The organism is Larkinella arboricola (assembly GCF_003259745.1).
Lineage (GTDB): Bacteria > Bacteroidota > Bacteroidia > Cytophagales > Spirosomataceae > Larkinella > Larkinella arboricola.
Map to the genome: position 1 here is coordinate 70,379 of NZ_QLMC01000002.1, position 12,593 is coordinate 82,971.

A 12,593-nucleotide genomic window follows, 5' to 3' on the forward strand; every position below is an offset into this window, starting at 1 on the left:
CTCAGCATCAGCCCCGTTGAGTTGCTGCACTGTCCATTCCGGGACGTCCGGTGTCCAGTAATGGACGAATTCTTGGTAACCTAAGCGCAAAATCCCCGATTTCAACCTAAACGCCCCAGTTTCTGAATTTGGCAGAACATTTGTTCTGCAAAGGTTGAACTAATTTATTTCTATATCCAACTTTCGTAAACAACAAGCACAATGGACATCAAAACGCTTCCCCAGCCCTTCTTTCACGGTCTGCAACGCCTGCTGATCGCCTGTTTGGTCATGACCAGTCTGGCGGCCAGCGCCCAATCCGATTATTACGCCCGAACCGACTCGACGAAAGCCTACTGGAAACTTCAGACCGATGCCGCGAGTCAGAAAACGCTGATCCGTTTTTTTAACCACCGCCACGAACCGGTCTATCAGGAAACCTTATCGGGCCGGTATGTAAAACTGACTCCGCGCAACATCCGCCTGTTTGATCAAATGCTGCAACGGTTGGTTACCAACCAGTTGGTGTCGGCACAGGTAAAAAGCCACGAGTTAGTTGCCAGCAGTACCAATGTGCCCCGGCAGGCGGTTTCAACGTATTTGGAAAGGCCGGTATCCACCTCCTTCATCCTGGATTACCCAGAAAAGCCAGCGGGACTTAGCCCGTTGCGTTCGGATGTGGCGCTCAGCAACATCGGCAGATTGAAAATCCATACGTTGAACATACGGGAAGAACCTATTCTGGTAACGTTGCAGGACGATCAGGGGCGGTATGTTTATAAAGAAAAAACATCGCTGCTGAACTTCAATCGAACGCTGAATCTGACGCAACTACCGGAGGGCCGGTTCCGGCTGGAGGTCGACGGCTCCCAGAAAGACCATACCTACCAGTTGATCATTCAAGACAATCCCCGTTCCTACCAGCTTCGGGCAATCCGATGACAGACTCCGGCGGTATGGGGTACGGTTACGGATAGCAGGTGTCTCTTAAGGCGTTCGTGATCGTGACAAACCTAACCGGCAGTATGCCCTGAAACCCGGTGAGTAAATCCGTAAAAACGATTTTTGCTGTTCGCGTTCGGACATTCAAACTGTACGAATTCGGACAGCATTTTTTGTGAAACTCCGCTAAATGGGCTGGAATGGCTATTTTTTGTTTCTGGCAGCAGATTTGTTCTACAGAAGTTAATTATATCTCCCGGCCATGAGACGATCATACCTTGGTGAATTTGAAGAAGTAGTGCTGCTCACCGTGGCGGTTCTGGCCGAGGGAGCCTACGGTGTTGCCATCACCGACGAACTGGAGCGGCAAACGGGCCGGTCGGTCAGCATCAGCGCGGTTCACGCGGCTTTACACCGACTCGAAGAAAAGGGGATGCTGAAGTCACACCTGGGCGAGGCCACCGCCGAACGGGGTGGTCGGCGCAAACGGCTTTTTACGGTTACGGTGCTGGGCAGCCGCACGCTGCACGACATCCGGGCGGTTCGCAAGCAACTCTGGGATTCGATTGCCCCGAATGGATTACCCGCTGTTAGTTTATGAAAACCGTTCTGCCGCCCCGCTGGGCCGCCCGATTGCTGGAGTGGTTTTGCGCTCCGCACTTGCTGGAGGAGGTGCAGGGCGATCTGTACGAACGGTTTCTGCGGAATGCGCGGCTGTTCGGAATACCGTATGCCCGGCGGCAGTATGGGCGCGAAGTCCTGAGTTTTTTGAAGCCCCGGGCTGGAGGGCCGTTCTTCTTCAAACGCCAATCCGAAAACTTTCCAACAACTTATCTGATGAACACGAGTATGATTCGGAATTACCTGAAAATCGCCTGGCGGAACATCGCACACAACAAATCGTTTTCAACGATCAACATCCTCGGTCTGTCCCTCGGCATGGCGTGTAGCCTGCTCATCGGCCTCTGGATTCAGGATGAACTCAGCGTGGATGCCTACCACGCCAACGGGCCGCAGTTGTACAATGTCATGGAGCGCCAGTTCTACGACGGGAAAGTGGAAGCCGGTTCCGGAACGCCCGGTTTGCTGGCCGATGAACTCAAAAAAGAGTTTCCGGAGATTGCCTATGCTGCGGGGTATTCGTGGGAGGATCAGCATACGTTCGCAGTGGGCGACAAGCTGAACAAAGAAAAAGGGCGTTTTGTCGGCGCCGACTGGTTCAGAATGTACAGCCTGCCGCTGCTGGCCGGAACCGCCGAAACGGCATTGAGCGGACCCACCCACATCGCCATTTCGCGAAAGATGGCCCAAAACTATTTTGGCAGCCCGCAGGAAGCCCTTGGCAAAAGCATCCGGCTCGACAACAAAGACGATTATCAGGTCAGTGCGGTTTTTGAAGATATTCCCCGAAACAGTTCCGATCAATACGATTACCTGCTGGCCTGGCAGGACTTTCTGAAACGCAATAAGTGGCTGAAAGACTGGGGCACCAACGCTCCGGAAACCCGCATCATGCTCCGCACCGACCGCAACGGGGTACCGGCCGATCCGGCCCGGCTGGAAGCCAAAATGAAGTCGTTCCTGAAAAGCCGGAATCCCGGTATGGTGCAAAAAGGACTGGACATTCAGCTCTTTCTGCAACCGTTTCAGGAAGCGTATCTGTATTCGAATTTCAAACACGGGTATCAGGACGGCGGCCGCATCGAATACGTCCGGTTGTTTGGCATCGTAGCGGTATTTATTCTGCTGATTGCCTGCATCAATTTCATGAATCTGGCCACGGCACGCTCGGTCAAACGGGCCCGCGAGGTAGGGGTTCGGAAAGTGGTCGGGGCCGGGCGGAGCCTGCTCATCGGGCAGTTTATCGGCGAAGCGCTGGTGCTGGCATCAATGGCCCTGATCGGGGCCGTGCTGGTGGTCTGGCTGCTGCTGCCCCTTTTCAACGAACTGACCGACAAGCATATTACGTTTCAGTTCACGCGGCTTTCGTTCTGGCTCACGTTGCTGGGCATGACGCTCGTTACGGGCCTCATTGCCGGAAGTTACCCCGCGCTCTTTCTGTCGTCGCTTAATCCGATTCGGGTCCTGAAAGGGAGCATCCGGTTTGGCTCCGGTGCCCGGCTGTTCCGGCAGGGACTGGTGGTATTTCAATTTGTTTTATCCATGCTGCTCATCATCGGCACCATCGTGGTGTACCGGCAAATTGATTTTATCCAGACCAAAAACCTGGGTTTCGACCGGGAGGGCCTGATTTATTTGTCAGCCGAAGGAGATCTGGCCGAAAAATACGCGACCTTCAAACAGGAAGTGCTCCGAATGCCCGGTATTCAGACCATGACCTTCATGGACGGCACGCCAACGGCCAGCTTTGGCAGCACCGGCAACGTGCAGTGGCCGGGCAAAGACCCCAGCACCAGCATCCAGTTTCAGTTTTCGCAGGTCGATTACGATTTTACAAAGACGCTGAAAGTGAAGGTGTCTGGCCGGGATTTCTCGAAAGAGTTCAGCACGGATTCGGTTAGTTACCTGATCAACGAAACGGCGGCCCGCCGGATTGGCTACCAGCAACCGATCGGTAAACCGCTGACGATGTGGGGTAAAGCCGGTACCATCATCGGCGTGGTGGAGGACTTCCACCAGAGTTCGATGCACATCGCCATCGAACCGTTCATTGCCAAGCTAAGTCCGAACGCGGCCAGGAAAAACATCATTGTCCGTACGCAGCCCGGCCAGACCCGGCAGGCGCTGGCGAGTCTGGAAACCGTCTGGAAGCAACTGAACCCGAAGTTCCCGTTTTCCTACACGTTTGGAGATGATGCCTTTCAGAAACTTTACCACAGCGAAACGGTGGTCGGGACGCTGGCTAATTACTTTGCATTTCTGGCGATTTTTATCTCCTGTCTGGGTTTGTTCGGGCTGGCGGCTTTCACGGCTGAGCAACGCACGAAAGAGATCGGGGTTCGGAAGGTGCTGGGTGCATCGGTTCCGAGCATTGTCGGTCTGCTTTCCCAGGATTTTCTCAAACTGGTGCTGCTGGCCATCGTCGTTTCCTCACCCATTGCCTGGTATACGATGAGCCGGTGGTTGCAGACATACGTTTATAAGATCGGCATGGAATGGTGGGTGTTCGCGCTGGCGGGTTTGCTGGCCATCGGGATTGCCCTGCTCACCATCAGTTTCCAGAGCATCAAAGCCGCCCTGATGAACCCGGTGAAGTCGCTGCGGAGCGAATGATGAGTTAAAAAGAAATCAACGTAGCGTATGAAGTCATCGCCCTATTGTTCAGCCTGGTTCGCCATTACGTTTAGCTCATCACTCGTAATTCTTCACGCTTCACTATGAAAAATCCGCCCCGCTGGGCCGTCCGTCTGCTGGAACTGTTCTGCGCTCCGCACTTGCGGGAGGAAATCCTGGGTGATTTGCACGAACGCTACGGGCGGGATGTGCTGCGGGCCGGTGTGGCCGGAGCCAATCGCCGTTACCTGCTGAATGTACTGAAATTTATAAAGCCGTTTGCGCTGAAACGCCGGACAGCGGACGATTCAACCCCTTCTTTTCTGCATCCTGTCATGATTCGCAATTACCTCAAAACCTCGTTTCGAAACCTGACTAAATACAAGGTCAGTGCGCTGATCAACCTTTTTGGGCTGAGTCTGGGTGTAACGGCCTGTCTGGTGATCTACCTGATTACGAACTACGAGCTGAGTTTTGATACCTTTCATCCGGATCGGGAACGGATTTACCGGCTGGTGGGCATCGAAAAATTCAATCCGAGGGCTGACAGCCATCCCGCCGGTTTTGTTCCCAATGCCGTTCCGGCGGCTGTTCGGGAGGAGGTGGCCGGGCTGGGCACCGTAGCGGCTTTTCACAATATCCGTTCGACGGTATTGATTCCCAACGGTTCGGAAAAACCGGAGCGGTTTGAAGAAAGTGATATCCGAAGTGAAGAAATCATCGTAGCCGATCCCCAGTATTTTGATATTTTTCAGTACCAGTGGCTGGCCGGAAATCCGAAAACCGCCCTGAACGAACCGTTTCAACTGGTGCTGTCGGAGCGCAAGGCCCGTAAATACTTTGGTAATCTGCCGCTCGTGCAAATCCTGGGCAAACAGGTCATTTACTGGGATTCCGTTCAGGTCAGTGTGAGCGGTATTGTGAAAGAGTGGGGCAAGCCAACGGATTTGACGTTTACCGACTTTATTTCGATAGCGACGGTCCGCAGCAGCCGGATGAAACAAAGCATTAATCTCGATCAGTGGGATGATATCTGGTCGTCGTCGCAGGCGTTTGTCAAGTTGCCGGAGGGGGCCAAACCCGAGCAGTTCAACGCGGCTTTTCAGCAGTTTTCCCGGAAGCATTTTCAGAAAGAATTTAAGTTTACGCCGGGGCTGCAACCCCTGGCCGATCTGCATTTCGACGGCGATTACGTGGATAACTATTCCCGAAAAGCCCACCTGCCGACGCTATACGGTATGATGGGCGTAGCAGTGTTTATCCTGCTGATTGCGGCCATTAACTTCGTCAATCTGTCGACGGCCCAATCGGTACAGCGGGCTAAAGAGGTGGGCGTGCGGAAAGTGCTGGGCAGCAGTCGGAAAAGTCTGGTTTTTCAGTTCCTGAGCGAAACGGCTCTGCTGACATTGCTGGCGGTTAGTGTGGCGCTGATGCTGGTTAATCCTATCCTCTCGGCATCTCAATCGCTGACTCCCACAGGTTTAACGTTTAATTTGTTTAGCGTCGAAACCGGTCTGTTTCTGCTGGGCTTAACGGTCTGTACGGCTTTGCTGGCCGGTTTTTATCCCTCCCTGGTGCTGTCGTCGTACCTGCCCGCTCTGACGCTCAAAGGCCAGAGCACGCTGCTGGGTGGACAGAAAGGGTATCTGCGCAAGGCCCTGATTGTGTTTCAGTTTACGGTGTCCCTCATTTTTATTATTGGAACGCTGATCGTGGAGCGGCAACTCAATTACATCCGGAACAAAGACCTGGGTTTTACGACCGATGCCATTATTGAAGTTCACTCCGGGCGAGCCGGGAAAACCGAGCTTCTGGCCGAGAAAATTAAACAGCTATCCGGCGTCGAACGGGTTGCTAAACAATGGTTTCCGCCGATGGGCATGAGCTACATGATGACCAAAATGAAGTATTACGGCAAAAAGGAGATTGAACTCGACGTATCGGCGAAAGTGGGCGACGAGCATTTTATTCCGCTTTACAACATTCGTTTGCTGGCCGGTCGGAATTTTCAGAAGAGCGATTCACTTCGGGAACTGGTCATCAATTCAACCTTCGCCAAACGCCTGGGTTTCCGGAAACCGGCGGATGCGCTGAATAAGATGGTAGAATTTGACGGGACGAAATACCCGATTGTGGGCGTCGTGGCCGATTTTCACGAACAGTCTTTCCACTCCAAAATTGATCCGGCCTTTATCGGAATACTACCGCAGGCCCGCAACCTCGGCGTCAAGTTGCAGGGCAAATCGGCGGAGGAGCTGAAAGCGACCCTGGCCCGCATCGAGGAACAATGGAAAGCCGTACACCCCGACAAAAAATTTACTTACGATTTTCTGGACGAGCGGATTGCCAACCTGTACGAAAAAGAACAGAAAACCAGCCGACTGGTCACTATTGCCACGGCTGTTGCCATCCTGATTTCGTGCATGGGTCTGTTTGGGCTGGCCACCTTTACGGCGGAACAGCGCACCAAAGAAATCAGCATCCGGAAAGTGCTGGGCGCGTCGGTGGCCGGAATTGTCGCCCTTTTGTCCAGAGATTTCCTGAAACTGGTTTTTATCGCCCTGTTGCTGGCGGCTCCCATTGCGTGGTGGGCCATGACCGAATGGCTGAAAGACTTTGCCTACAAAGTCGATATCGAGTGGTGGGTGTTTGCGCTGGCGGGTTTGCTGGCTATTGGCATTGCACTCGTTACCATCAGTTTCCAGAGTATCCGTGCGGCTTTGCTGGATCCGGTGAAGAGCTTGCGGAGTGAATGAATTGTCCTGAATCGGGATTCCGCGGATGAAGGGATTAAAAGAAAAAAGCATTGCGGCAGCCATCTCCGTAATCTTTGAATCGGCGTAATCCCAGTTCAAAACGAATTACACGGAAATACCGTACCTTTGCGGCTCCGTTATTTAATCCGTGTAATTCGTCGCTTCGGCGACTCGATCAAGCAATGATAATTCCAGTAGCTCACCGCGCCGGACAAACGCAGGAATACTACTTTTCGGTCAAGCTGGCCGAAGTGCGTAAACTGCTGGCGGCCGGGCACGACGTGATTAACATGGGCATCGGCAATCCCGACATGATGCCGTCTGCCAACACCCTTCAGGCGTTAAGCCAATCGGCTGCGCAAGCCAACGCCCACGGTTATCAAAATTATAAAGGCACGCCCGACCTCCGGAATGCCATTGCTCGATATTACGCGCATATGTACCAGGTTTCGCTCGATCCTGAAACGGAAGTTCTGCCGCTGCTGGGCTCCAAAGAAGGCATTACGCACATTTCACTGACGTTTCTGAACGACGGTGACGAGGTACTGGTGCCAGAACTGGGCTACCCGGCCTACCGCGCCGTGAGCAAGATGGTGGGGGCCAATGTGAAGGAATATCCACTGCTCGAAAATCAGGGCTGGCAACCGGACTGGCAGGCGATGAAAGGGCTGGTTTCCGACCGAACCAAAATCATCTGGCTCAATTATCCCCACATGCCGACGGGTGCCCCGGCTACGCGCGAATTGTTTGAAAAAGCCGTCCGGTTTGCCAACGATCACCGGATTCTGCTTTGCCACGACAATCCGTACAGCCTGATTCTGAACAAGAAACCGCCCCTTAGTCTGCTTTCCATCGACGGCGCAAAAGACGTAGCGATTGAATTGAACTCAATGAGCAAGTCGCACAACATGGCGGGTTGGCGGGTTGGCTGGATGGCTTCGTCGAAACCGTACATCGATGCAGTTTTGTCGATCAAAAGCAACGTGGATTCCGGCATGTTCAAACCCGTTATGGACGCGGCTGCCGAAGCACTGGGGAATCCCGACGCCTGGCACCAGGAGCGAAACGCCGTTTATGAAGGCCGGCTGGAAGCCGCAACGGCTTTTCTGGACGCGCTGGATTGCACCTACGCCGACGACCAGGAAGGCATGTTCTTCTGGGCTAAATTGCCCGATGAGGTCCAGTCTGCCGAGCAACTGGTGGACGATCTGCTCTACAACAAGCACATTTTCATTGCCCCCGGTTTTATCTTCGGCCCGAAAGGCAACCGCTACATCCGGTTGTCGCTCTGTATGCCGAAAGAACGCATCTGGGAAGCCGTACACCGAATCTCAAAATAACCTCTGATTAGCTCTGATGTTCTCTGATCAACCCTGATTAATAGCTGTAAATCAGAGCTAATCAGGGATAATCAGAGGTAATCAGAGAAGAAAGATATGACCATTACGATTGTAGGAGTTGGGTTATTAGGTGGGTCGTTTGCCCTGGCCGTTCGGGAAAAATACCCGAAGGCGACGTTTGTGGGCGTCGATGCTTCCCCCGTCCACGGGCAACTGGCGCTCGCCAAAGGCATCGTTGACCAGATGAAACCGCTGGACGAAGCCGTGGCCGTCAGTACGCTGGTGGTCCTGGCCACGCCGGTCAATACCATTCTGGATTTACTACCGCGGGTGCTGGACCACCTGCCGGAAGGGGCCACGGTAACGGATTTAGGCTCGACGAAAGGGTTGATCTGTCAACTGGCCGATGCCCATCCGAAACGGGCGCAGTTTGTGGCCGTTCACCCGATGGCGGGTACTGAGAACTCCGGTCCGGGGGCGGCTTTCCGGGAGTTGCTGCCCGGCAAAAACCTCATTATCTGCGACCGGGAAAAAAGCCGTCCTGACAGCCTGAAACTGGTCGAAGCCCTGTTTAGCGACATCGGTATGAAGCTGTTCTACATGAATCCGCAGGAGCACGATCTGCACCTGGCTTACGTGTCGCACCTGAGTCACATCAGCTCTTTTGCGCTGGGTTTGACGGTGTTGGAAAAGGAAAAAGACGAACAGGCGATTTTCGACATGGCGAGTACGGGTTTCAGTTCGACGGTCCGGCTGGCAAAAAGTTCTCCGCAGATGTGGGCGCCCATTTTCGACCAGAACCGAACGAACGTTTCGCAGGCGCTGGGCGATTATATCGAGTTTCTGAAGCAGTTTAAAGTCCTGATCGATGAGCAGAACCTGAAAGATTCCTCGGAGTTTATGGCCCGCGCCAACCAGATTCGGCGGGTGTTGGAGGGAATTGACCGGAAATAAACGTTCAGACCGGATGGGGTTTTGTCAGTCCATCCGGTCTGAAACTGTTTCGGCCTTCTTACGACTTCGCTTTTTTTCGTTCGCCCTCAAAAATCTGCCGGGCTTTTTCTAGACTGAGGTTTTGAATGAAATATGCCGTGGCGGCTTTGCCGATACCCAGTGTCGCGGAGGTGGCAATTCCGGCGGAGATCACGCTGCCCCCGCCCGGAAACAGAAACTTGATTGAAGCCCGGGCGACTTCCCGCAGCACCAGCCCGGCGCTGATGGTGGCCCCAATGGCCGTCAGAAATTCCCGGGCGGTTTCCGGGCTCAGTTGCCGCCCGGCCACGTAGGCAATGGCGCTAATGAGGGAAATCTGCAAGGCCGTGATGGGCACAATGTCGCCAAACGGAATGGGCACGGCGGCAATGCCCCCGCAAATAGCCGCCACAATCTGTGTCAGGCGGTTGGCAATCGACTCCTGCAGGGTTTGGATCTGGCTCAATCGGGCAAAGGCCAGTTTCCCTTCTTTCGGCAATTCATTGAAAATGTAATCCAGCAGCGTGTCGATGCGCCAGCGTTCGTCGGAGCGGAGCCGGTCGTTTTTCCAGGATTGGTACGACGACACCCCCAATACCGTAATCAGGGATTCTTTCAGATACGGGTCCGCTTCGAATTTCGCCCGCAAGAGGTTTTCGATTACGGTCACACGTTCCAGTTTCTCCTGCACATCGTCCGGATTTTCTTCCTCCGGTTTGTGCAAGCGGACATTTTTGGGTTCGAGCGTGTCGCAGTGGGTTGCCACCACCATGACTGGCGGACGGTAATTATGGACTTGCTCAATGGTTTGACTGATTGTTTTCAGGGCATCGAGGTCGTTGTCGATTCCGGCATCGGCTTCCGTGGCTTTGATCAGAAACAGCATTATGTCCGGCGCTTTTTCGCGTAAGGCCGCCAGAATCGATTCAACGGGAGAGGTGGCGGTATCCGCTTCACTGGGGCGCGAGCCTTCCTGCAATCCGCGCGTATCCAGGATGTCGATGGAGCCCAGTTCACCGGAGTATGGCCACCAGGTTGCTTCACCGGTTTGCGCTTTTTCGTGCCCCACTTCGGCCACTTTCTGACCAAAAATAGCGTTGATCAGCGACGATTTTCCGCTACCCCGCCGACCGACGAGCGCAAAACGCGGAGCACGGGTATCGACCAGAATCTGACGGAATTCGCGGATTTGCTGACGGACTTCTTTCGCTACGGTTTCGGGAACACGCTCCAGCAGAGACTCCAGTTTCTGAAGAACGTCGCTGAGCTGGGATTGCAGGGGTTGACTCATGGTAAAAAGCGATTCTTGTCGTCAAGTATAGATAAATAATAGGCGAAATGTTTACGGAAATTCCATTATCGGTTAAATCGAGTTGTTGATTTGTTATTTTTTGATTTGATGGATTGACGGTTCCAACGGTTTGGGCGGGATTGGAGTCTAGTTTGCTGACGACTAAATCCTGTGCATCTATGAAGAACCGATTACTCCTTTTGTTTTCTGCGTTAGTCTGGTTTGCCTGCCAGAACGAATCTTCTGAATTTGGTATTGAGCCGGGCGGGAACACCTACAATGATGATGCGTCTCCGCTCCGGAAAGTGTTCTGCTTTTCGGGTAACTGCGAAAATCCAACAAATACGGAGCAGTATACCTACAACAAAGACGGGAAGCTGATCCGGATTGATTACCTGGGCCTGGTTGCGGGCGGAAAGCTGGAGCTTCAGTCTTATGTGGAGCAGGTGTACAATAAGCACGGTAACCTGGTTGGCAAAATCCGTTACGGTCGGTACGGCAATGGTGCGGGTTGGACGGCTTATAACGAGTCGGAATACGACTACGAAAACGGAGTGCTGAAAGCCGAGCGGAATTATTTTAACCAGCGCGATCCGGAGCAGCGCGTGCTGACGGGTACGGTGGAATACGAGTTTAAGAACGGAAAAAAAATAGAGGAGAGGGGATATGACACCAATCACCAGTTGAGCTATCGGGTGGTTTATGAATACAAAGGTGATGTGCTGATACGGGAAACCTGGTATTCGAGCACCGATAAAATGTCCCGGTATTTTGCTCACTCCTTCGCGGGAAACCGTCGGCAAATCAGTGAACGGATGCCCAGGAACGAGGAACAGGTGGCGCTGATCGAAAAAACGTATGACAAGAAAGGACGGCTTTCGACCGAAGAAACCAAGGTGATCAATCCGCTGTTGTGTGCAATGGTCGCGGGCGTCGTACGGTATGAATACTAATTGCTTACTATGAAATGATAGTTGAAAAGGTAATCCAGCTTGGATTGCCTTTTTTGTTACAACCCACTTCCTGAAACGCTGGCCGGAATGACAGGACCGGGTGACAAATAGAGGGTGATGGGCTGTTTCGCGGGCGGCTTTCCTTGGCTTAGTGAAAAATGAACCCTTAAAAGTGAAAGTAATAGGCAATCGTTGTACCTTGTGGCTGTTCAACAATCATTCAAAATGCTATGACCCAAGCAAACAATGCAGACCAGCTTCTGGACATCACCGTTCGGCAGCTGACCACCGATCCGGTTCATTTGCAGCCGATGGCGAACAGTTTTATTGATCAATGGGTTCGGGCGCTCGGATCGGGCCACCTGGTACTGGACGACATCTCGGATGAACTGGAGCAGTTGAAGGCGGCTCTGGCAGCGGGAAAAAATCTCCAGATTGCCGAGTCGTTGCATTCGCTCGCTAAACTAACCCGCAAAAGTCTGGACGGTGCCGCTGATGGCGTAAAGGACAAGTTACAGGAACTGGCCGATACGCTGGACACGCTGTCGACGAGCTTGGGAAGAAAGGGAAAATAAACGAAATGGATCATACCCGCAACATCTGTACAGCGGGTATGGTCCATAATGTAGTAATCACTCGGTCACGTTGCGCAGGGTTACGATCTGATCGCGGGTCTGGCGGAGTTCATCGAGTTGCGTACTGAGGGTCTGGCGGATGTAAGCCGGAATTTCTTCGTCTTCCAGTACTTCTTCGTATTCTTCAACGGCGACATTTTCGCCAAAAACGCAGGATTCAAGAACCGTATGACGGTCTTTGCCCGTAAAGGCCGATTTGATGTCAATCCAGGCGCGGTGAATTTTGCTGCCCGTGCTGGTTTCTTCGATGCCCGGCACTTCACCGCCCATGCGGACGATGCTGTCGGCCAGTTCGCTCCGGAATTTCCGGCTTTGCGATGTCAGATTCTTGAATAAAGAAGCCAGTTCGGAGTCTTCAATATCGGCGGCCGCTTTTTCAAATCCATTAATGCGGTCGTTGTTAATTTTGACCAGGTCATTTAAAGAATCAACAATTTCGTCGTTTGTCATGGTGATTGGGAAGTAAGACGTATTCGCATAAAGAAAACAAG

10 protein-coding genes are annotated in these 12,593 nt (G+C 53.0%); 8 read left to right on the forward strand and 2 right to left on the reverse strand.

Translation table 11 applies throughout. The features are described from left to right. Positions 1-201 precede the first annotated feature (201 nt). From LX87_RS07330 to LX87_RS07355, 6 genes are all read left to right on the forward strand, one after another. The gene (locus LX87_RS07330; protein WP_111627575.1) at positions 202-921 is read left to right on the forward strand and encodes a hypothetical protein; all 720 of its coding nucleotides are present in this window, start codon (positions 202-204) and stop codon (positions 919-921) included. Positions 922-1,183: 262 nt separating this feature from the next. After that, the gene (locus tag LX87_RS07335) at positions 1,184-1,522 is read left to right on the forward strand and encodes a PadR family transcriptional regulator (RefSeq protein WP_111627576.1); all 339 of its coding nucleotides are present in this window, start codon (positions 1,184-1,186) and stop codon (positions 1,520-1,522) included. Next, positions 1,519-4,155 (forward strand): ABC transporter permease, encoded by a 2,637-nt coding sequence (locus LX87_RS07340; protein ID WP_229310580.1) that lies wholly within the window; start codon positions 1,519-1,521, stop codon positions 4,153-4,155. The genes LX87_RS07335 and LX87_RS07340 overlap by 4 nt, the downstream gene beginning before the upstream one ends. A 104-nt stretch (positions 4,156-4,259) precedes the next feature. Continuing rightward, positions 4,260-6,911 carry an ABC transporter permease gene (locus LX87_RS07345; RefSeq protein WP_111627577.1) on the forward strand — a complete coding sequence of 884 codons (2,652 nt, stop codon included), beginning with the start codon at positions 4,260-4,262 and terminating at the stop codon, positions 6,909-6,911. A gap of 182 nt (positions 6,912-7,093) precedes the next feature. After that, positions 7,094-8,251 carry a pyridoxal phosphate-dependent aminotransferase gene (locus LX87_RS07350; protein WP_111627578.1) on the forward strand — a complete coding sequence of 386 codons (1,158 nt, stop codon included), beginning with the start codon at positions 7,094-7,096 and terminating at the stop codon, positions 8,249-8,251. A 96-nt stretch (positions 8,252-8,347) separates the two neighbouring features. After that, positions 8,348-9,205 carry a prephenate dehydrogenase gene (locus LX87_RS07355; RefSeq protein ID WP_111627579.1) on the forward strand — a complete coding sequence of 286 codons (858 nt, stop codon included), beginning with the start codon at positions 8,348-8,350 and terminating at the stop codon, positions 9,203-9,205. 58 nt (positions 9,206-9,263) lie between these two features. Here LX87_RS07355 and LX87_RS07360 read toward each other — a convergent pair whose 3' ends face one another. Beyond that, complete coding sequence (locus tag LX87_RS07360; protein WP_111627580.1) at positions 9,264-10,514, reverse strand: GTPase family protein; 1,251 nt, start codon at positions 10,512-10,514, stop codon at positions 9,264-9,266. Between the two features lie 179 nt (positions 10,515-10,693). On the opposite strand from LX87_RS07360, the gene LX87_RS07365 reads away from it, so the two are divergent. Continuing rightward, positions 10,694-11,467: a hypothetical protein gene (locus LX87_RS07365; RefSeq protein ID WP_146624441.1), complete on the forward strand. Its 774-nt coding sequence runs from the start codon at positions 10,694-10,696 to the stop codon at positions 11,465-11,467. A gap of 230 nt (positions 11,468-11,697) precedes the next feature. Then, entirely contained in the window at positions 11,698-12,042 is a 345-nt protein-coding gene (locus tag LX87_RS07370; RefSeq protein WP_111627582.1) for a hypothetical protein, read from the forward strand. Positions 12,043-12,099: 57 nt separating this feature from the next. Here LX87_RS07370 and LX87_RS07375 read toward each other — a convergent pair whose 3' ends face one another. Next, positions 12,100-12,552, reverse strand: coding sequence for a ferritin-like domain-containing protein (locus LX87_RS07375; RefSeq protein ID WP_111627583.1), 453 nt, complete (start codon positions 12,550-12,552; stop codon positions 12,100-12,102). Positions 12,553-12,593: the final 41 nt, after the last annotated feature.